The organism is Luteimonas huabeiensis HB2, from assembly GCF_000559025.1.
GTDB lineage: Bacteria > Pseudomonadota > Gammaproteobacteria > Xanthomonadales > Xanthomonadaceae > Luteimonas > Luteimonas huabeiensis.
In genome coordinates this window covers 69095-87912 of sequence record NZ_JAAN01000020.1, presented here as the reverse complement: position 1 = coordinate 87912, position 18818 = coordinate 69095, and the positions used below count along the sequence as shown (strand labels likewise).

Annotated in this window: 19 protein-coding genes and 1 other annotated feature; of the genes, 3 read left to right on the top strand and 16 right to left on the bottom strand. The window is 71.9% G+C overall.

Annotation, left to right across the window (positions count from 1 at the left end):
• Positions 1-74: 74 nt before the first annotated feature.
• The 8 genes from Z164_RS0108225 to folD form a co-directional block, all read right to left on the bottom strand.
• Complete coding sequence (locus Z164_RS0108225) at positions 75-644, bottom strand: Hsp20/alpha crystallin family protein (RefSeq protein ID WP_024890229.1); 570 nt, start codon at positions 642-644, stop codon at positions 75-77.
• Positions 645-679: 35 nt separating this feature from the next.
• Positions 680-961 (bottom strand): helix-turn-helix domain-containing protein, encoded by a 282-nt coding sequence (locus tag Z164_RS21865; RefSeq protein WP_081770122.1) that lies wholly within the window; start codon positions 959-961, stop codon positions 680-682.
• A 227-nt stretch (positions 962-1188) separates the two neighbouring features.
• Entirely contained in the window at positions 1189-1989 is an 801-nt protein-coding gene (locus tag Z164_RS23690; protein WP_024890228.1) for a hypothetical protein, read from the bottom strand.
• Positions 1990-2034: 45 nt separating this feature from the next.
• A protein-coding gene (locus tag Z164_RS0108215; RefSeq protein WP_425477218.1) for an IS3 family transposase occupies positions 2035-3251 on the bottom strand; the annotation gives its coding sequence in 2 pieces (ribosomal slippage) (positions 2035-2963 and positions 2963-3251; 1218 coding nt in all).
• Positions 2857-2973: a sequence feature (AL1L pseudoknot), on the bottom strand. It overlaps the preceding gene by 117 nt.
• 144 nt (positions 3252-3395) lie before the next feature.
• Positions 3396-4964, bottom strand: a complete 1569-nt coding sequence (gene guaA, locus Z164_RS0108205; protein ID WP_024890225.1) for a glutamine-hydrolyzing GMP synthase — start codon at positions 4962-4964, stop codon at positions 3396-3398.
• Positions 4961-5206: a hypothetical protein gene (locus Z164_RS0108200; RefSeq protein WP_024890224.1), complete on the bottom strand. Its 246-nt coding sequence runs from the start codon at positions 5204-5206 to the stop codon at positions 4961-4963. The genes guaA and Z164_RS0108200 overlap by 4 nt, the downstream gene beginning before the upstream one ends.
• Positions 5207-5208: 2 nt before the next feature.
• Positions 5209-6666, bottom strand: coding sequence for an IMP dehydrogenase (gene guaB, locus Z164_RS0108195; protein ID WP_024890223.1), 1458 nt, complete (start codon positions 6664-6666; stop codon positions 5209-5211).
• Positions 6667-7051: 385 nt separating this feature from the next.
• Positions 7052-7936, bottom strand: a complete 885-nt coding sequence (folD, locus tag Z164_RS0108190; protein ID WP_024890222.1) for a bifunctional methylenetetrahydrofolate dehydrogenase/methenyltetrahydrofolate cyclohydrolase FolD — start codon at positions 7934-7936, stop codon at positions 7052-7054.
• 110 nt (positions 7937-8046) lie between these two features.
• Between folD and Z164_RS0108185 the strand changes: the two genes are divergently transcribed.
• Both Z164_RS0108185 and Z164_RS0108180 read left to right on the top strand, forming a co-directional pair.
• Positions 8047-8358: a DUF1244 domain-containing protein gene (locus Z164_RS0108185; RefSeq protein WP_024890221.1), complete on the top strand. Its 312-nt coding sequence runs from the start codon at positions 8047-8049 to the stop codon at positions 8356-8358.
• An 8-nt stretch (positions 8359-8366) separates the two neighbouring features.
• A complete protein-coding gene (locus tag Z164_RS0108180; RefSeq protein ID WP_024890220.1) occupies positions 8367-9134 on the top strand; it encodes an alpha/beta hydrolase in 768 nt (255 codons plus the stop codon).
• A 9-nt stretch (positions 9135-9143) separates the two neighbouring features.
• Here the strand turns inward: Z164_RS0108180 and Z164_RS0108175 are convergent, their stop codons facing one another.
• Positions 9144-10187, bottom strand: coding sequence for a DUF2272 domain-containing protein (locus tag Z164_RS0108175; RefSeq protein ID WP_024890219.1), 1044 nt, complete (start codon positions 10185-10187; stop codon positions 9144-9146).
• A 76-nt stretch (positions 10188-10263) separates the two neighbouring features.
• A complete protein-coding gene (locus tag Z164_RS0108170) occupies positions 10264-11043 on the bottom strand; it encodes an SDR family oxidoreductase (protein WP_043689601.1) in 780 nt (259 codons plus the stop codon).
• Positions 11044-11145: 102 nt separating this feature from the next.
• Here Z164_RS0108170 and Z164_RS0108165 point away from each other — a divergent pair, with 102 nt between their 5' ends.
• Positions 11146-12045, top strand: a complete 900-nt coding sequence (locus Z164_RS0108165; RefSeq protein WP_024890217.1) for a LysR family transcriptional regulator — start codon at positions 11146-11148, stop codon at positions 12043-12045.
• Positions 12046-12343: 298 nt separating this feature from the next.
• On the opposite strand, the gene moeB is transcribed toward Z164_RS0108165, so the two are convergent.
• The 6 genes from moeB to Z164_RS0108135 form a co-directional block, all read right to left on the bottom strand.
• Entirely contained in the window at positions 12344-13480 is a 1137-nt protein-coding gene (gene moeB / locus Z164_RS0108160; RefSeq protein WP_024890216.1) for a molybdopterin-synthase adenylyltransferase MoeB, read from the bottom strand.
• 88 nt (positions 13481-13568) lie between these two features.
• Entirely contained in the window at positions 13569-14795 is a 1227-nt protein-coding gene (locus Z164_RS0108155; RefSeq protein ID WP_024890215.1) for a molybdopterin molybdotransferase MoeA, read from the bottom strand.
• Positions 14792-15379, bottom strand: coding sequence for a molybdenum cofactor guanylyltransferase (gene mobA, locus Z164_RS0108150; protein WP_024890214.1), 588 nt, complete (start codon positions 15377-15379; stop codon positions 14792-14794). The genes Z164_RS0108155 and mobA overlap by 4 nt, the downstream gene beginning before the upstream one ends.
• Positions 15376-16776, bottom strand: a complete 1401-nt coding sequence (gene der / locus Z164_RS0108145) for a ribosome biogenesis GTPase Der (protein ID WP_024890213.1) — start codon at positions 16774-16776, stop codon at positions 15376-15378. The genes mobA and der overlap by 4 nt, the downstream gene beginning before the upstream one ends.
• Positions 16777-16954: 178 nt before the next feature.
• Positions 16955-18148, bottom strand: coding sequence for an outer membrane protein assembly factor BamB (gene bamB / locus Z164_RS0108140; RefSeq protein ID WP_024890212.1), 1194 nt, complete (start codon positions 18146-18148; stop codon positions 16955-16957).
• Positions 18145-18777, bottom strand: a complete 633-nt coding sequence (locus tag Z164_RS0108135; protein WP_024890211.1) for a YfgM family protein — start codon at positions 18775-18777, stop codon at positions 18145-18147. The genes bamB and Z164_RS0108135 overlap by 4 nt, the downstream gene beginning before the upstream one ends.
• Between the last annotated feature and the right edge of the window lie 41 nt (positions 18778-18818).

Here is an 18818-nt window from a genome sequence, read left to right as displayed (position 1 = left end):
TTGATCTGACGAGGCACCGCCGATCACGGTGCCTCATCTCTTTGTGGTTTTTGAGAAAAACGCGCTGCCCCGCGTCAGCCGTTGATCGGGATCGAGTGCCCCTGCTTGGGCGTACTGGCCTCGCGCTTTTCCATCGTGATCGTGAGCACGCCGTTCTTGAAAGCGGCCTTGATCGTGTCCTGGTTGGCATCGGCCGGCAGGTTCAGAGCGCGCTGAAAGCTGCCGTAGGAGCGCTCCACCCGGTGGAAACCGCCGTCTTTCGTTTCCTGCTCCTGACGCTTTTCACCGCGCACCAGCAGCACGTCGTTGTCGAGCGTGATCTGGATGTCTTTTTCCTCGACGCCGGGTACTTCCAGGGCGATCTTGTACTGCTTGTCGGTCTCCTGGATGTCCAGCGCCGGCTTCAGCATGCCCGGCCAGTCCGACGGCCAGCGTGGCATGGCCAGCGTCGGGAAACCGAAGCCTCGAAACGCGTCGTCGAACAGGCGATCGATCTCGCGATGCAATTGCAGGATGGGGCTGACCGGCCCACCCGCCACCGGCAGGTCATTGCGCTGCACCGGCAGCGAGGCAGTGCTCTGTTGTTCTTCCTGCTCCTTCTTGAACCAGTTCCAGGGAGCCAATTTCTTGAAATCAATGTCCATGTCACACCTCCAGAAGAAAAATTGAAGAATCTCGCTCACTCCGTTTGCCTGCGGCCATGGATAGCGCGCCCAGGCGACACGGGATGTTTCGCTGACTTTGGCTGCTCATCTGTGCGTATCACCTCCTTCTTTCTGCCTGCTTGGGTCTGATCATTGATCCATCGATCGATTTCACTTTGACGAAACCGCCACGTCCCGCCGACCTTGAAGGCCGGAATCTCCCCGTGCGAGGCGAGCCGGTAAAGCGTCCGCTTGCCGACTTTCAAGTAGGCAGCCAACTCGTCGAGTGTGAAGATCGCCTGCTGGCGCGCTGTCATACCACCCCCACAAGTTCCGTCGTCACGCGGCCTCGCTCGAGGAAATTCTTGCAAGACTTTGCAAGATATTGCGCCTAACATGCCGAAAGTCAAGAGTCAACATCCAGCGACCTGCTGGCCGATTGATGTGACTCAAATCTTCAAGGACGGTATGCCAGGGCGGGCCGGTCCGGCGCAGGGGACGGTGGGTTGATCGGGACCTTGCGGGCGCCGCCCACGGCCGCAGATCAAACACCGATCCTCACGTTGTAACCGAGCGCCCGCAGCCCCTTGCTCGTGCGCATGTTCCTTGGCGGAAACTCGTCTGGGCGCGCCCAGCCGACGATTTCCCCGAGGCTGCTCAGGCCAATGTGCGGAATTGCCCAGTCGTCGCTGCGGATCGCGTTCCAGAGCCGGGCCGATACACTTCCATTGCCCCAGACGACGTAGTTCAACAGCTCAAGCATCGTCCGCCCTTCGCGGGATCGCTGCCGCCACAGCCACTCGCCGAACTTCTCGACCTTGTCGTCGCCGGCCTGCGGTCGGTCAGGCAAGCCCAAGTGCTCGTTTTCCTGCTTGATGGCGTGGTCTCGGATCGCGTGCACCCGGGAAACGGCATCGACGAATTCCTGCTCCGTCAGTTTGAGAATGCGATCGCGTGCCAGTAACTCGCGCAGCCGGGGCGACCACTCGTAGATGGTGCGTTCTTCAAACGAGTGGTCGAAGTCGGCGTCATGCCACCACTCCAGCGCGTCGCGCAGCGCCAGTTCTGGGTTCTTCGAATTCCTGGCGAAGAACTCCTCGTAGGGGTGGCGGTTTCCATCCTTGACCTGCTTGTAGTAGTAGGCGTGCAGGAATTGGTCGGCTTGCACGCCGGGGGCCACCGACGCATCAATCCAGCCCGGTTTGGCGCCGGGCGCCGAAACCCTGGATGCGATCGATCGCATCACCTGCAGCGTGTCGTTCCAATCCTGCTCGAACTTCTGGAAGCGCTTCTCAGACGATCGCTTCGTGTCGACAAACACCAGACCGTGGTTCTTCGGCAGCAAGCGGTCTGAACCGCCCCGGCTTTCTTGGAGGCCGTTTGGTTTGAGTCAGGCCGCCTTGGCCTGACCGGCTTGCTGCCGATAGTAGTCCGCTTCGGCTTCCGCTGGCGGGATGTACCCGATCGGCTCCAGCAGTCGTTTGTGGTTGTACCAGTGCACCCAGTCCAGCGTGGCCAGTTCCACCTGTTCGCGGTTGCGCCATGACCGCCGATGGATCACCTCGGCCTTGTACAGCCCGTTGATCGTCTCGGCCAGCGCGTTGTCGTAGCTGTCGCCCACGCTGCCCACCGACGGCTCGATCGCGGCCTCGGCCAGCCGCTCGCTGTAGCGGATCGACACGTATTGCGATCCGCGGTCGGAGTGATGGATCAGTTCGCCCTCCCGCTGTCGGGCGTGCAGGGCCTGTTCCAGCGCGTCGAGCACGAAGTCCGTGGTCATCGAGGGGGAAGCCTTCCAGCCCACGATCCGCCGCGCGTACACGTCGATCACGAACGCCACGTACACCATGCCCTGCCACGTCGACACGTAGGTGAAGTCGCTCACCCACAGGGCATTCGGCCGCTCGGCCTGGAACTGCCGGTTCACCCGGTCCAGCGGGCACGGCTGCGCCTTGTCGCTGTGCGTGGTTTTGACCACCTTGCCGCGGATCACGCCGCGCAGGCCCAACCGGCGCATCAGCCGTTCCACCGTGCACCGCGCCACCTGCCAGCCTTCCCGCAGCAACTGCTTCCAGACCTTCCTGGCGCCGTACACCTGCTTGTTCTCGTCCCAGACCCGGCGAACCTCCACCTCCAGCGCCCGGTCCCGCCGCCAGCGGTCCGGACCGGTCTCGGGATCGGCCTCCCGGGCCGCGTGGCTGTAGTAGGTCGACGGAGCGATCTCCAGCACCCGGCAGATCGGCTCGACTCCGTAGGCGTCGCGGTGGTCCGCGACGAACCCGGTCATGGCTTGAAGCGGCGGTCGAGCTCCGCCTGGGCGAAATACGCCGATGCCTTGCGCAGGATCTCGTTGGCCTGCCGCAGCTCGCGGTTCTCCCGTTCCAGCGCCTTCATCCGCGCCCGTTCGTCCGTCGTCAGGCCCGGGCGCAGCCCCTGGTCGCGCTCCGCACGGCGCACCCAGTTGCGCAGCGTCTCGGCCGTGCACCCGATCTTCCCGGCGATCGACTCGATCGCCGCCCACTGCGAACTGTGCGTGTCCTGGTGCTCCGGCACCATTCGCACCGCGCGCTCACGTACTTCCGGGGAATACTTCACTGGCTTGCTCATGACTCCATCCTCTCAAGAGTTGGAGCCTCCAGGAATGCCGGGGCGGTTCAGTGATGCAAAGGCGTCCTGCTTTTGCACGAAGACTACCTGCCTAGCGTGCGGTCGCCCTTTGCTATCGAAGGTGCCAGCGCTGCTGGCAAGCCCTCACTCCCACTCAATCGTCGCCGGCGGCTTCCCGCTGATGTCGTAGACCACGCGCGAGACGCCGCGCACCTCGTTGATGATGCGGTTGGAGACGCGGCCGAGGAAGTCGTAGGGCAGGTGCGCCCAGTGCGCGGTCATGAAGTCGATCGTCTCCACCGCGCGCAGGGCGATCACCCATTCGTAGGCGCGGGCATCGCCCACCACGCCCACGGACTTCACCGGCAGGAACACGGCGAAGGCCTGGCTGACTTGGTCGTACAGGCCGCTGCGCATCAGTTCCTCGATGAAGATGGCGTCCGCGCGGGCCAGCAGTTCGGCGTATTCCTGGCGCACTTCGCCCAGGATGCGCACGCCCAGGCCGGGGCCGGGGAACGGGTGGCGGTAGACCATCTTGTGCGGCAGGCCGAGTTCCACGCCCAGCCGCCGCACCTCGTCCTTGAACAGCTCGCGCAGCGGCTCGACCAGGCCGAGCTTCATGTGCTCGGGCAGGCCGCCGACGTTGTGGTGGCTCTTGATGACGTGGGCCTTGCCGGTCTTGCTGCCGGCCGATTCGATCACGTCGGGGTAGATGGTGCCCTGGGCCAGCCACTTGGCGTTGCTCAGGCGCCCGGCTTCCTCGTCGAAGATCTCGACGAACAGGTTGCCGATGATCTTGCGCTTGGCCTCGGGGTCGGTCACGCCGGCCAGGGCGCGGAAGTAGCGCTCGTGCGCGTCCACGCGCACCACGCGCACGCCCAGGTGCTCGGCGAAGGTGGTCATCACCTGGTCGCCTTCCTGGAAGCGCAGCAGGCCGGTGTCGACGAACACGCAGGTCAGCTGGTCGCCGATGGCCTTGTGCAGCAGCGCGGCGACCACCGAGGAATCGACGCCGCCCGACAGCCCCAGGATCACCTCGTCTTTGCCGACCTGCTCGCGCACGCGGGCGATCTGGTCTTCGATGATGTTGGCGGCGGTCCACAGGGTGCGGCAGCCGCAGATGTCGACGACGAAGCGCTCCAGCAGCGCCCGGCCCTGCTTGGTGTGGGTGACCTCGGGGTGGAACTGCACGCCGTACCAGGGCTTTTCGTCGTGGGCGAAGGCCGCCACCGGCACGCGGTCGGTGCTGGCGGTGACGGTGAAGCCGGGCGGCGCGCGCGAGACGTGGTCGCCGTGGCTCATCCACACGTCCAGCCGGCGCGGCGAGCCCGGGTGGTCGTACAGGCCCTCGAACAGGCGATCGGAGGCGACGATGGTGAGCTCGGCGTGGCCGTATTCGCGCTGGTCGGCGGCCTCGGTCTCGCCGCCGAGCTGCTTGGCCAGGGTCTGCATGCCGTAGCAGATGCCCAAGAGCGGCACGCCGGCGTCGAAGACCTGCCGCGGCGCTTCGGGCGCGCCGTGCTGGGTGGTGGATTCCGGCCCGCCGGACAGGATGATGCCCTTGGGCGCGAAGCGCGCGATCTCGTCCGGGTCGTGGTCCCAGGCCCAGATCTCGCAGTAGACGCCGATCTCGCGGATCCGCCGGGCGATCAGCTGGGTGTACTGGGCGCCGAAATCGAGGATGAGGATCTTGTCGCTGTGCAGATCGGTCATTGCGGGGCGGGCTCGGGAGGTTCGGGGATGCGGCCGGGGCCGCCGAAGGTGCAGCGCTGGCGCTCGGCGTCCCAGTGGCCGCCGTTGTCGGTGCAGGAGCTGGCGACCTGGTGGCCGCGGTACCACTGCAGGCCCATCAGCACCACCACGATCAGCGCCAGGGCGAGCATGCCGGCGCCCAGGCGTCGCCGGCGCAGGGGGCGCGGCGACGCGCCGGAAGGCGGTGCGGGTTTGCGGCGCATGGTCAGCCCATCCGGTAGTTGGGCGGTTCCTTGGTGATCTGTACGTCGTGCACGTGGCTCTCGCGCTGCCCGGCGCCAGTGATCTTGACGAAGGTCGGGCGCGTGCGCATGTCGTCGATGGTCGCGCAACCGACGTAGCCCATGGTCGCGCGCAGGCCGCCGGCGAGCTGGTGCACCACGCCGGAGAGCGGGCCGCGGTACGGCACCCGGCCCTCGATGCCCTCGGGCACCAGCTTGTCGGCCTCGGCGGCGTCCTGGAAGTAACGGTCCTTAGAGCCCTTCTCCATCGCGCCGAGCGAGCCCATGCCGCGATAGCTCTTGTAGCTGCGGCCCTGGAACAGTTCGGTCTCGCCGGGCGACTCCTCGGTGCCGGCGAACAGGCCGCCGATCATCACCGTGGAGGCGCCGGCGGCGATCGCCTTGCCGATGTCGCCGGAATAGCGGATGCCGCCGTCGGCGATCAGCGGAATGCGGTCGGCCAGCGCCTCGGCCACCATCGACACCGCGGTCACCTGCGGCACGCCGACGCCGGCGACCATGCGGGTGGTGCAGATCGAGCCGGGGCCCACGCCGACCTTGACCGCGTCGGCGCCGGCGTCCTCGAGCGCGCGCGCGGCGTCGCCGGTGACGATGTTGCCGCCGACCACCTGCACCTGCGGGAAGGTCTTCTTGACCCAGGCCACGCGGTCGATCACGCCCTGCGCGTGGCCGTGCGCGGTATCGACGATGACCACGTCCACGCCAGCGGCGACCAGCGCCTCGATGCGCGCCTCGGTGTCGCCGCCCACGCCGACGGCGGCGCCGACCAGCAGCTGCTCGTCGGCGTCCTTGGCCGCGTTGGGGTTGTCGCGCGCCTTCTGGATGTCCTTGACGGTGATCAGCCCGCGCAGCTCGAAGCTATCGTTGACCACCAGCACCTTCTCGATGCGGTGCTTGTGCAGCAGGCCCAGCACCTCGTCGTCGCCGGCGCCCTCGCGCACGGTGACCAGCCGGTCCCGGCGGGTCATGACGTTGCGCACCGGGTCGTCGAGCTTGGTCTCGAAGCGCATGTCGCGGCCGGTGACGATGCCCACCAGCTGCCCGCCCTCGACCACCGGCACGCCGGAGATGTTGCGCGCGCGGGTCAGCTTGAGCACCTCGCCGATGGTGGTGTCGGGCCCGACGGTGAAGGGCTCCTTGATCACCCCGGCCTCGAAGTTCTTCACCCGCGCCACTTCCGCGGCCTGGCGCTCCAGGGGCATGTTCTTGTGGATGATGCCGATGCCGCCGAGCTGGGCCATGGCGATGGCCAGCCGCGCCTCGGTCACCGTGTCCATCGCGGCGGAAACGATCGGCAGGTTGAGGCGCAGGTCGCGGGTGAGGCGGGTGGCGAGCAAGACGTCCTTCGGCAGGATCGTCGAATGCGCCGGAACGAGCGAGACGTCGTCGTAGGTGAGTGCTTCGACCTGGATGCGCAGCATGGGCGGTCCGGAGGGGGAGAAGCGCGTCATTGTACCGCGTCGGGCGGCCTGTCGGCGCGGTAGACCGGCGCCGCGGCGCGGTTTTAGGCCCGGCGGCTGGGACGGATCGTCCCGGGCAGGATCGATGCTCGGCGTGCGAAAGGTCGCTTTCCCGGCCGGCGGGGGCATGCTGTTTTTCCCTTCCCCCGCGAGTTTTCCCTTGCCCCGCGAGCGGGGTGCACTCTGTTTTTCCCTTCCCAGGCGGATGGGGGCACGCCGCAGGCGTGCAAAGTCGCCCTCATCCGGCGCTGCGCCCGCTTGCGGGAGAAGGGATGACATGAGCCCGCTCGCGGGAGAAGGGACGACGTGCACCCGCTTGCGGAGAAGGGGTCGCCCCGACGCCGGATCAGGCGGGGGCGTCGGCGGCCTCGGCGGCTTCCAGGGTGTTCTGCATCAGGGTGGCCACCGTCATCGGCCCTACCCCGCCCGGGACCGGGGTGATCCAGCTCGCGCGGCGGGCGGCGGCGGCGAAGCCGACGTCGCCGACCAGGCGGCCGTCGTCGAGGCGGTTGATGCCCACGTCGATCACCACCGCGCCCGGCTTCACCCATTCGCCCGGCACGATGTCCGGGCGGCCCACCGCCACCACCAGCACGTCGGCCTCGCCCACGCGCTGGCGCAGCACCTCGCGCGGGGTGAAGCGGTGGCAGCTGGTCACGGTGCAGCCGGCGATCAGCAGTTCCAGCGCCATCGGCCGGCCGACGTGGTTGGAGACGCCGACGATGGTCGCGTTCTGCCCGCGTACCGGGCGGTCGGTGTAGGCCAGCAGCGTGGTGATGCCGCGCGGCGTGCACGGGCGCAGCCCGAACTGGCGCAGCGCCAGCCGGCCGACGTTCTCGGGATGGAAGCCGTCGACGTCCTTGCGCGGGTCGATGCGCTGGATCAGGCGGTTGGCGTCGGGGATGCCCGGCAGCGGCAGCTGGATCAGGATGCCGTGCACCTCGGGATCGGCGTTGAGGCGGTCGATCAGCGCGCCCAGCTCGGCCTCGGAGGTGCCGGCCGGCAGGTCGATGTCGATCGCGCGGATGCCGACCTTCTCGGCCGCGCGGCGCTTGTTGCGCACGTAGGACTGCGAGGCCGGGTCCTGCCCGACCAGCACCACCGCCAGCCCTGGACGCGTACCGCCGGCGGCCACGCGCGCGTCCACGCGCAGGCGGAGCTCGTCGAGCAGGGAATCGGCGATGCGGCGGCCGTCGAGGATGCGGGCCTGCGGTGCGGGTTCGGAGGTCATGGGGGCGGTGGCGGGAGAACGCGGGCGCCATTGTCCCCGATCGGGCGCCGGGTTTGCAGGCGCGCGTCGCACGCGCGATGCTGCCGCTCCCGTCCACCGGACCCCATGCCATGACCGACGCCCCACGCACCGAGGACATCGAGGCCGCCGCCTTCCGCCGCCTGCTGCACCATCTCAACCACGCGCGGCCCGACGTGCAGAACATCGACCTGATGATCCTGGCCGGCTTCTGCCGTAACTGCCTGGCCGACTGGTATCGCGAGGCGGCGGCCGAGCGCGGCGTGGAACTGGACCGCGAGGCCGCGCGCGAGCGCGTCTACGGCATGCCGTTTTCGGAATGGAAGGCGCGCCACCAGCGCGAGGCCACGCCGGAGCAGCTCGCCGCCTTCGAGGCCGCGCGCGCCGCCCACGCCAGGACCTGAGCGCGGCGATGAGGGCCGCGCTCTGGCTGCTCGCCGCGGCGGTGGGGCTGTACCTGGCGCTGTGCCTGCTGATGTTCGCGCAGCAGCGCCGGCTGCTGTACTACCCGCAGCTCACCCGCGCCGAGCCCGCCGGCACCGACTTCGCGCTCGATCGCGGCGACGCGGTGCTGCGCGGCTGGATCGCCAACCCCGGCGCGCCGGACCCGGTGCTGTACTTCGGCGGCAACGCCGAGCGGGTGGAGGACAACCGCGAGGCGTTCGCGGCCTGGCTGCCTGAGCGCAGCGTCTACCTGCCCGCGCATCGCGGCTACGGCGCCAGCGATGGCGCGCCGGGCGAGGCGGCGCTGTACGCCGACGCGCTCGCGCTGTACGACTTCGTCCGCGCCCGCCACCCGGGGCAGCGGATCGCCGTGGTCGGTCGCAGCCTGGGCAGCAGCGTGGCCGCCTATCTCGCCGCGCGGCGGCCGGTGGACCGGCTGGCGCTGGTCACCCCGTTCGACAGCCTGGGCGCGGTCGCGGCCGGGCACTATCCCTGGCTGCCGGTGCGCCTGCTGCTGCGCGAGCGCTACGAGACCGCCGCGCACCTGCGCGGCTACCGCGGGCCGCTGCTGGTGCTGCGCGCCGGGCGCGACGAGGTGGTGCCGCCGGCGCGCACCGATGCCCTGCTGGCCGGGCTCGGCGGCGACGTCGAGGTGGTCGCCATCGACACGGCCGGCCACAACGATCTGCACGCGCATCCCGGGTACGGGCAGGCGCTGGCGCGCTTCCTGCGCTGAGGCGGCCCGTCAGCCGCCGCCTGCGCGCGGATTCGGGCAGCGCGGCACGCGGGTATCGCCGGCGACGCAATACACGCAGCAGCCGGCCGGCGTGCCCGGCGGTTGCGCGGGCAGCGCGGCGGGCGAAGCGGGCGCCGGTGCCGGCGCGGCCGGGGGCCACGGCGGCGGCGGCGCCAGCCCGGCGAGCGCCTGCGCGGGCTTGAGCTGCAGCAGCACCGTCCAGTCCTGCCGGTTCGCGCTGCACAGGTCCGGGCGCTCCGGGCTGCAGGGCGCATCGCCCGGCTGCCGCGTCGGCAGCGGCCGCAGCTGGCCGCCCGGGGTCAGCGGCAGCATGCGCAGGGTCACGCCGTCGAATACGTTGCCGCCGACCAGGTAGGCCATGCCGTCGCGCGGCTGCGCGCCCACCACGATGTCGCAGTGCATGCCCAGCCCGTCCTCGCCGGCGGCGAGCAGCTGGGCGAGGCCGGAGAAACCGAAGCTGCGATTGGCCGCGCGCGCGTAGCACAGCAGGTCGCCGCGCTGCAGGCGCGCCGATTCCGGCGCGGTGACGAGATACGCGCTGGCGTCGGGCGTGCGGTAGGCGTCGCGCACGTAGTCCACGTGGCTGGGCGAGCCGTTGAAGCCGGGCAGGCCCGCGCGGCGCATCACCCAGGACACGAACGCGGCCGACCACGGCGTATCGACGATGAAGGCGCGGCAGCCCGGCGACGGATAGCCGCCCATGCCGGCGTAGGCGCACTCCCCCGCCCCGGGCCGACCGGCCACGCGCGGCAGCAGGCCGCTGTCGCGCCAGTAGCCGGCCACCCGGCGCCAGGCCTGCTCGCCGTTGGCCAGCAGGCCGGTCTCCGCCTCGCGCACGACGGAGCCGGCCACGCGGCCGTCGGCGTCGATGAAGGGCCGGTGCCAGAGCTGGTGTTCTTCGCAGGCGACGGCGGCCACCCGCGTGCCGGGATCGGGCGACGCGGCCTGCGCGCGCAGCAGCGGACAGGGATCGGCGGCCCGCGCCAGCGGCGCGGCGAGCAGCAGGCACAGGCACCACAGCCATCGCGGCATCGGGCATCTCCGGGGGAAGCGGATCGCAACGCGCCGATCCTGCCCGCCCCTGCGTGAAGGCCGCCGGTACGCCGCGCTACTTGGTGGTGTAGCCGCCGTTGGCCAGGATCGTCTGCCCGGTCATCCACCAGCCCTCGGTCACCAGGTGGCGCACCAGCGGGGCGATGTCCTCGATGTCGGTGAGCCCGGTACGGCTGAAGGCCGACAGCGCGGCGGCGGTGCGGTGGTAGGCCACGGCGTCCTCGCCCTCCTGGCCGTAGAAGAACGGCGTGTCCATCGGCCCCGGCCCGACCGCCATCACCGAGATCCCGCGCGCCCCGAACTCCTTGGCCGCCGCGCGGGTGAAGTGCTCCACCGGCGCCTTGGCCCCGGCGTAGGCGGCGTAGAACGGGGTGAAGGCGCCCAGCAGCGAGGTCACCAGGGTCAGCGCCTTGCCGTGGTCGGCCAGCTTGCGGCCGGCCTCCTGCAGGAAGAAGAACGCCGCCTTGGCGTTGACGTCGAACATGCGGTCGTACTCGGCCTCGCTGATCTCCACGATCGGCTTCTTGAGCACGCGGCCGACGGTATTGATCGCGATGTCGATGCGGCCGAAGGCCTCGAGGCCGGCGTCGAACACCCGCGCGACCTCCGCCGGGCGGGTCAGGTCGCCCTGCACCGCCAGCGCCCGTGTGCCGGCCGCCTCGACCGCGCGAACCGTGGCCTGCGCCGCCTCGCGGCTGTCCTCGGCATGGTGATGGACCAGCACGGCGGCGGCGCCGTGCGCGGCCAGGTCGCGGGCGATCAGGCCGCCCAGGTTCTTGGCGCCGCCGGCGATCAGCACGGTCTTGCCGGGGAGGGAATGGTCGATCCGGGGCATGCAAGCGCTCCTGAGGTGGGGAACGGGCAGTTGACCATCGACGATTTCACGATTACACACATGCAATCCTGAATTTGAATTCGGATTCATCGAACAATCGCCGTGGATCTCCTGCACCACCTCCGGGTCTTCCAGCAGGTCGCCGATTGCGGCGGGTTCACCCGCGCCGCGGCGCTGCTGGGCCTGGCGCCCTCCTCGGTCTCGGCCGCGATCCGCCAGCTGGAGGCGCACCTGGGCGTGCAGTTGTTCCTGCGCAGCACCCGGCGGGTGCGGCTGAGCGGCGACGGCGAACTGTTGCGCACGCGCTGCGAGGCGCTGCTGGCCGAGGCCGACGGCATCGGGCAGATGTTCCGTGCCGGCGAGCGGCCCGCCGGGCTACTGCGCGTCGAGGTGCCGGCGCGGATGGCGCGGCGGCTGGTAGCGCCGGCGCTGCCGGGCTTTCTGGCCGAGTACCCGGACGTGCGCCTGGACCTCGGCGGCAGCGACCGGCTCAGCGACCTGGTCGGCGACGGCATCGACTGCGTGCTGCGGGTAGGCCCCGTGCGCGACGTGGATCTGGTCGCGCGGCCGCTGGGCCGCCTGCGCCAGATCACCTGCGCGGCGCCCGCGCTGCTGGCGCGGTGCTCCGGGGGGCTCGATCTCGACAGCGTGGCCGAACTGCCGGCGGTGCATTTCTGCCACGCCCCGACCGGCCGGCCCGAGCCCTGGGCGTTCCGGACCGCGCGAGGCACCGTCGAACGGCCGATGCGCGGGCGGATCGCGGTCGCCAACGCCGAGACCTACATCGCCTGCGCGCTGGCCGGCCTCGGCGCGATCCAGGTGCCGCGCTACGACGTCGCCGACCTGCTCGCCGACGGCCGCCTGGTCGAAGTGCTGCCCGCCCATCCGCCGCCCAGCCTGCCGGCGACGGTGCTGTTCCCGGCGCGCCAGCGCGCATCGCGGCTGCTGCGCGTCTTTACCGACTGGCTGCAGGCGCTGATCGCGCCGCACGCGGAGCCCTAGGCTGTCTCGACCTTCAGGGTGCGACAGCCCAGGCGGGGCCCATCCTGGTTTTTCCTTCCCCGCAAGCGGGGAGCATGTTGCTTTCCCTTCCCCCGCAAGCGGGGAGCACTCTGTTTTTCCCTTCCCCCGCAAGCGGGGGAAGGTGCCGAAAGGGACGGCATGCGCCCGCTTCCGGAAGAAGGAACGATGTGGGACCGCTTGCGGCGGGTCGATGCCCCCTGAAAAGCGCGAGCGGCGGCAGCCGTCCTGGCTGCACGGCTCGAACGTTTCCGCCGACCGGCTCCCGGGCGCGATCGCGCTATGCGCTGGCGGCGCAGAAGGCCGCGTAGTCGATGTAGCCCGGGAACGCTCTGCCCGGCGCGCAGACCGGGCAGTCGGGATCGGCGTGCAGCCGCGTCTGCCGGAAGCGCATGCCCAGCGCGTCGAAATGCAGCAAGCGCCCGCGCAGCGGCTCGCCGATGCCTAGCAGCAGCTTCACCGCCTCGGTGGCCTGGATCGTGCCGATCACGCCTGGCAGCACGCCGAGCACGCCGGCCTCGGCGCAGTTCGGCGCCGCCTCCGGCGGCGGTGGCTCGGGGAACAGGCAGCGGTAGCACGGCGCCTCGCCGCGGCGGCCGGCGGTGTCGAATACGCTGCTCTGGCCCTCGAAGCGGTGCACGGCGCCATAGATCAGCGGCTTGCCCAGCTTCACGCAGGCGTCGTTGAGCAGGTAGCGCAGGGGAAAGTTGTCGGCGCCGTCGATCGCCACGTTGACGCCCTCCAGCAGCGCCTCGATGTTGGCGGAGGTCGCGCGCTCGGCCACCGTCTCCACGCGCGTGCGCGGGTTGAGCGCGGCCAGCGCCTGCGCCGCCGACGCCACCTTGGGCACGCCGATGCGCGCTTCCGTGTGCAGGATCTGCCGCTGCAGGTTGCTGCGCTCCACCACGTCGTCGTCGACCAGGCGCAGCGTGCCCACGCCGGCCGCGGCCAGGTAGTAGGCGGCCGGCGAACCGAGCCCGCCGGCGCCGACCAGCAGCACGCGCGCCGCGGCCAGGCGCGCCTGCCCCGCCGCCCCGATCTCCGGCAGCCGCAGGTGGCGGTCGTAGCGTTCGTGGAAATCGGCGTCGAAGCCGGCATCCGCCGCGGTCATCGGCAGCCCCTCGGCCTGCCAGCGCGAGGTGCCGCCACTGATCGAGGCGACCCGGGCGTAGCCGCGCGCGGCCAGCAGCTGCGCGGCGCGCAGCGAGCGGCCGCCGGTCTGGCAGATCAGCAGCACCTCGGCGCCGGCATCGGGCAGCGCTTCGCCGGCGCGTTCGGCCAGCTCGTCCAGGGCGATGCCGTCGGCGCCCTCGGCCATGCCGGCCGCGCGCTCGTGAGGCTCGCGCACGTCGATCAGCCGGGCCCCGGCGCGCTGGCGCCGCAGCGCTTCGCGGGGCGTGATTTCATCGACGGACATGCGCGCATTATCGCTCCCGCCCGCGCCGGCGGCGACCCGGTGGCGGGTTTCTGCGTTCCGGGCCGCGCCCGTGAGAGCGCGCGCGGCTTCAGTACGCCAGGATCTCCACCACCGCGTCGGCCGGATAGGCGCGCACGCCCTCCTCCAGCAGGATCAGCGCGTCGGCGTCGGCGGCCGCGCGCATGCGGTGCGAGCCGTCGGCCGGGTTGGGATGCACCCGCACCACGCCGTCGCCGCGCTCCTCCAGGGAGCCGCGCAGGAACTCCAGCCGTTCGTGGCGCTTGTCCCAGGGCTGCGCCAGCCGCGCGTAGCGGCGCGGCCGCGGCGCGCGGCCCTGCAGGCCGTCGGCCAGGCGCCGGCCCAGCGCCAGCCAGGTGGCGAGCACCGAGACCGGGTTGCCGGGCAGGCACAGGAACAGGGCGTCGCCGAGCGCGCTGCCCTCGGCCAGCAGCACCGGCATGCCGGGCTTCAGCCTCGCCTTCCAGAACAGCACCCGGCCGCGCTCGGCCAGCAGCGCCGGCAGATGGTCCTTCTCCCCCGCGGAAACGCCGCCGCAGGTGAGCACGAGGTCGAAGGCGTGGCCGGCGTGCAGCAGCGCCGAGTACACCTGGCCGGGATCGTCGGGCAGCGTCGGCCAGGCGGTGGGCTCCAGGCCGGCGTCGCGCAGCAGCGCCATCAGCTGCGCGCGGTTGGAGTTGTAGATCTGGCCGGGACGCAGCGGCGCGCCCGGCTCGGCCAGCTCGTCGCCGGTAGTGAACACCGCCACCGTGGGCCGGCGCCGCACCGGCAGTTCGGCCAGTCCCTGCGAGGCGCACAGCGCCAGCCGGGCCGGGGTCAGGACCTGGCCCGCCTGCGCCAGCAGGTCGCCGACCTCGCTGTCCTCGCCGGCGCGGCGGACATGGCGCCCGGCGGCCTGCGGCTCGAGGATGCGGACCCGGCCGTCGGCTTCCCGCGCGTTCTCCTTCATCACCACGCTGTCGGCGCCGCGCGGCAGCGGCGCGCCGGTGGTGATGCGCACGCAGGTCCCGGGCGCGACCGCCAGGTCGAGCGCCGGCCCGGCGAACTGTTCGCCGGCCAGCCGCAGGCCCTGCGCGAGCGCCTGCGCCAGGTCGGCGTGCCGGAACGCGTAGCCGTCCATCGCCGAGTTGTCGAACGGCGGCTGGCGCAGGCCGGCGCGGACGTCCTCGGCCAGGACCAGGCCGTGCGCGCGCGCCAGCGCCACGCGCTCCACCGGGGTGCGGTGGCGCGCGGCCGCGGCGTCGATCAGCGCGCAGGCCTCGGCGTAGGCGATGCGGGTGGGGAACTCGGCGTTCATCGGGCCTCCGGATCGGTCGCGATGCCGGCCGCGGCGAGGTCGGCCGGCGTGTTGAGGTTGCCCAGGCGGCCGGCCAGCGCGAGCGCGCGCATGCCGAGCCGGCGCTGCAGCGCCTGCACCGCGAGGCGGTCCTCGCGCAGGGCTTCGGCGGCCGCGGCGGCGAGCGCGGCCGCGGGCCAGCAGGCGAACAGCGGCTGCACGCCGTCCTCGTCGACCGCGAAGGCGGGCTCCGGCGCGGCGAGCAGGGGCGCGGCGGCGGCGGCGTCCGGGTGCAGGACGTCCACCGGCGCGGTCAGCAGCCACGGGGTGCGACAGGCCGCGGCCAGCGCGTGCAGCCCGCCGAGCGGTCCGCGGTCCGGGACCTCATCGGCCACCGTCTCCAGCCCGATCGCGGCGTAGCGCGCCGGCTCGCGGTTGGCGCTGACCAGCACCCGCGACGCCAGCGGCCCCAGCGCCGCGACCACGTGCTCCACCTGCGCGCGGCCGTCGCGCCGCAGCCAGGCCTTGTCGCGCCCGCCCAGCCGGGTGGCGCGGCCGCCGGCGAGGATGCCGAGCGTGACCTGCGCGGGCGCGCGCGCGCTCACTTGCCGCGCTTGACGTGCCGGATCAGCCGCCGCTTGCGCGCCACCTGGCGCTCGGTCAGCTCGTTCTTGCGGTCCTTGTAGGGGTTGTCGCCTTCCTTGAAGACGAAGCGCACCGGCGTGCCCACCAGCCGGAAGCGCTTGCGGAAGAAGTTCTCGAGGTAGCGGTGGTAGCTCTGCGGCAGGGTCCGCAGGCGGGTGCCGTGCACCACCACCGTCGGCGGGTTGGTGCCGCCGGGATGGGCGAAGCGCAGCTTGGCGACGTGCCCGCGCACCGTCGGCGGCGGGTTGGCGGCATAGGCGGCCTCGAGCGCGCGGGTCACCTCGGAGGTGCCGAGCTCGCGGGTCGCGGACAGGTGCGCGCGGTGGATCGCGCGGAACAGCTCGCGCAGGCCGGAGCCGTGCATCGCGCTGATGCGCACGGCCTCGGCCCAGGGCACGAAGGCCAGCTTGCGCGACAGCAGCGCTTCGACCTGCTCGCGCTGGTAGGCGCTCAGGCCGTCCCACTTGTTGACCGCGACCACCAGCGCGCGGCCGGCGTCGAGCACCGCGCCGAGCACGCTCGCGTCCTGGTCGGTCACGCCCTCGCTGGCGTCGAGCAGCACCACCGCCACCTGGCACTGCTCGATGGCCTGCAGCGTCTTGACCACCGAGAACTTCTCCACCGCCTCCTCCACCCGGCCCTTGCGGCGGATGCCGGCGGTGTCGATCAGGCGGTAGCGGCGGCCGTCGCGCTCGAGATCGACCGAGATCGAATCGCGGGTGGTGCCGGGCACCTCGGAGGCGATCATGCGCTCCTCGCCGAGCAGGCGGTTGACCAGGGTCGACTTGCCGACGTTGGGGCGGCCGACGAAGGCCACGCGCATCCGCTCCGGGTCGTCGTCCGGCGCCTCGCCCTCGCCCTCGGCCGGCAGCCGCGCCAGCACGTCGTCGAGCAGGTCGTCGAGCCCGACCCGGTGCGAGGAGGAGATCGCCACCGCGTCGTCGAAGCCGTAGCGGGCGAACTCGGCCATCGCCGCGCGGGCGTCGATGCCGTCGGTCTTGTTGACCACCAGCAGCGTGGGCCGGTCGTGGCGCCGCAGCCATTGCATGAGGTCGTCGTCGAGCGCGGAGGCGCCCTCGCGGCCATCGACCACGAACAGCACCAGGTCGGCCTCCTCCGCCGCGGCACGGGCCTGGCGCGCGGTGGCGCCGGCGAGCCCCGCCTCGTCGCCGCCGATGCCGCCGGTGTCCACCAGCACGAACGGGCGCTCGGGCGCGAGCCGGCACATGCCGTAGTGACGGTCGCGGGTCACCCCGGGCTCGTCGTGGACGAGCGCGTCGCGGGTGCGGGTCAGCGCGTTGAAGAGCGTCGACTTGCCGACGTTCGGGCGGCCCACCAGGGCGACGAGGGGCAACATGGGCGATGGCCTTGCGAAACGGAGCGGGAATGGCCGGGCACGGCCGCGGCCGCGACGTGCGCGGCCGGGTACATCCTAGACGGTGCGACCGCCGCCGGCGCGCGGACGGCCCGCGGGCCCGGCTTGCCGCCGGGCGGCGGCCGGGGCGTTGCGAGCGCCCGGGCCGCGGCGCAGCAGGCTACTGGCCGATGCGCCAGGCGCTCAGGTCGCCTTCGACGTTCTGCACCACCAGCACGCCGTCGCCGACCGCGGGCGTGCCCAGCAGCGCCTTGCGGCCGGCGCGGGCGCGGGCGGCGAACTGGCCGTTGTCCAGGCGCAGCCAGTGCAGGTAGCCCTCGTAGTCGCCCACGACGGCGTAGTCGCCGTGGATCGCGGCGGCGGTGAGATTGCGCCGCGCCAGCGCGTCCTGCTGCCACATCGCGGTGCCGCTGCGCTTGTCCAGGCCCCACACGGTGCCGTTAGGGTCGGAGACGGTCAGCAGCGTCGGCGCCAGGCCGAGGCGGCCGACGCCGCCGCGGTCGCTGGCCCAGATCGGGCGGCCGCTGGGCGCCTCGATGGCCATCGTCTGACGCTTGTAGCTGGAGGCGAACAGCACCGCCCCATCGAGCACCGGCGTGCCGTCGACGTCGGCCATGCGTTCCAGTTCGGTACGCCCGTCCGGCGTGCCGACCATCTGCTCCCACAGCACGCGGCCGTCGGCGAGGCTGAGCGCGGCGACGGTGCCGTCGTCGTTGCCGACGAAGACGAAGCCCGGGCCGAGCGCGACGCCGCTGTGGCCGCGCACGGTCAGCGCGGGCAGCTCGCGCACCCAGAACCAGCGGCGCTCGCCGGTGGCGGCATCGAACGCGGTGACGCGGCCGTCGTTGGAGCGCACGATCGCCACGCCCTGGCCGATGGTCGGGGCCGCCAGCACCTCGTTGCCGACCTTCGCCTGCCAGCGCTCGGCGCCGGTGGCGGCATCCAGCGCGATCACCTCGCCGTCGAGCCCGCCGACCACCACCAGCCCGTCGCCGACGCCGGGCCCGCCCGACAGCCGCAGGTCGGACTCGTAGCGCCAGACCGAGGCGCCGGTCTGCAGGTCGAAGGCGTGCACGCCGCCCCGGACCGCGGCGGCGTAGACGCGGCCGTCGGCGATCGCCGGCGCCTGGCGCGCGCCGATGCGGCGCTCGCCCTTGCCGGCGCTGGCCGTCCACAGGCGGGTCGGCGTCGCGGTCGCGGTGAACTCGACCAGCTCGGCCGGATCGGTGGTGTTGGGCGCCTCGTCGTCGTCCTTGCTGAACCAGCCGCGCACGGTGCTGCAGCCGGCCAGCGCGACCGCGCACAGCAGCAGGGCGGCGGTGCGCAGCGCGAGGGAGCGTTCGGCAGACTTCATCGGGTGACCTCGTTCTGGGGCGGTTCGCCGCCGACGTCGGCGAGCTTGAGTTCGATCAGGCCGCGGCCGGGCGCGGCGACGTCGGCCCGCGCCATCGCCCGGGCGTAGGCCTCGCGCGCCTCGGCATCGCGCTCCAGGGCCACGTAGGCGTCGCCCAGCGTCTCCAGGCCGGCGGCGTCCTGCGCGTCGGCGAGCAGGGACACCGCTTCCTCGGCCCGACCGGCCTCGATCAGCAGTTGCCCCAGGCGCTGCCGCCGGATCGGTTCCAGCGCCGGATCGCCGGCATCGCCGGATTGCAGGGTCTGGATGGCGCCGTCGAGATCGCCGGCGTCGAGCTGGGCGCGGGCCAGGTCCAGCACCGCGAGCTCGCCGTAGCCGGTGCCGCGCATCGCCGCTACCTGGGCCTTGGCGTCGTCCAGGTCGCCGCTGGCGAGGTCGTTCAGCAGGCGCTGGTACGCGACGCCGGCCTCGACGCGCTGGGCATGCTCCCGCGCCTGCCACCAGCGCCAGCCGCCGACCAGGCCCAGCGCGATCGCGATCCCGGCCAGGATGCCGAGGCCGTTCTGCCGCAGCCAGTTGCGGACGCGTTCGCCCTGTTCGTGCTCGTCTGGAAGATCGTCGATCGCCATGCTGTCTCTCGCCGCGCGGTGCGGGCCGCGGGCTGTTGTTC

Coding starts and splice junctions, on each gene's coding strand:
- Z164_RS0108170 (WP_043689601.1), bottom strand. CDS start 11,043: ATGCCCCGGATCGACCATTCCCTCCCCGGCAAGACCGTGCTGATCGCC.
- moeB (WP_024890216.1), bottom strand. CDS start 13,480: ATGTCCGTCGATGAAATCACGCCCCGCGAAGCGCTGCGGCGCCAGCGC.
- Z164_RS0108180 (WP_024890220.1), top strand. CDS start 8,367: ATGAGGGCCGCGCTCTGGCTGCTCGCCGCGGCGGTGGGGCTGTACCTG.
- bamB (WP_024890212.1), bottom strand. CDS start 18,148: ATGAAGTCTGCCGAACGCTCCCTCGCGCTGCGCACCGCCGCCCTGCTG.
- der (WP_024890213.1), bottom strand. CDS start 16,776: ATGTTGCCCCTCGTCGCCCTGGTGGGCCGCCCGAACGTCGGCAAGTCG.
- folD (WP_024890222.1), bottom strand. CDS start 7,936: ATGACCTCCGAACCCGCACCGCAGGCCCGCATCCTCGACGGCCGCCGC.
- Z164_RS0108175 (WP_024890219.1), bottom strand. CDS start 10,187: ATGCCGCGATGGCTGTGGTGCCTGTGCCTGCTGCTCGCCGCGCCGCTG.
- Z164_RS0108185 (WP_024890221.1), top strand. CDS start 8,047: ATGACCGACGCCCCACGCACCGAGGACATCGAGGCCGCCGCCTTCCGC.
- guaB (WP_024890223.1), bottom strand. CDS start 6,666: ATGCTGCGCATCCAGGTCGAAGCACTCACCTACGACGACGTCTCGCTC.
- Z164_RS0108200 (WP_024890224.1), bottom strand. CDS start 5,206: ATGCGCCGCAAACCCGCACCGCCTTCCGGCGCGTCGCCGCGCCCCCTG.
- Z164_RS0108135 (WP_024890211.1), bottom strand. CDS start 18,777: ATGGCGATCGACGATCTTCCAGACGAGCACGAACAGGGCGAACGCGTC.
- guaA (WP_024890225.1), bottom strand. CDS start 4,964: ATGACCGATCTGCACAGCGACAAGATCCTCATCCTCGATTTCGGCGCC.
- Z164_RS0108155 (WP_024890215.1), bottom strand. CDS start 14,795: ATGAACGCCGAGTTCCCCACCCGCATCGCCTACGCCGAGGCCTGCGCG.
- Z164_RS0108225 (WP_024890229.1), bottom strand. CDS start 644: ATGGACATTGATTTCAAGAAATTGGCTCCCTGGAACTGGTTCAAGAAG.
- Z164_RS21865 (WP_081770122.1), bottom strand. CDS start 961: ATGACAGCGCGCCAGCAGGCGATCTTCACACTCGACGAGTTGGCTGCC.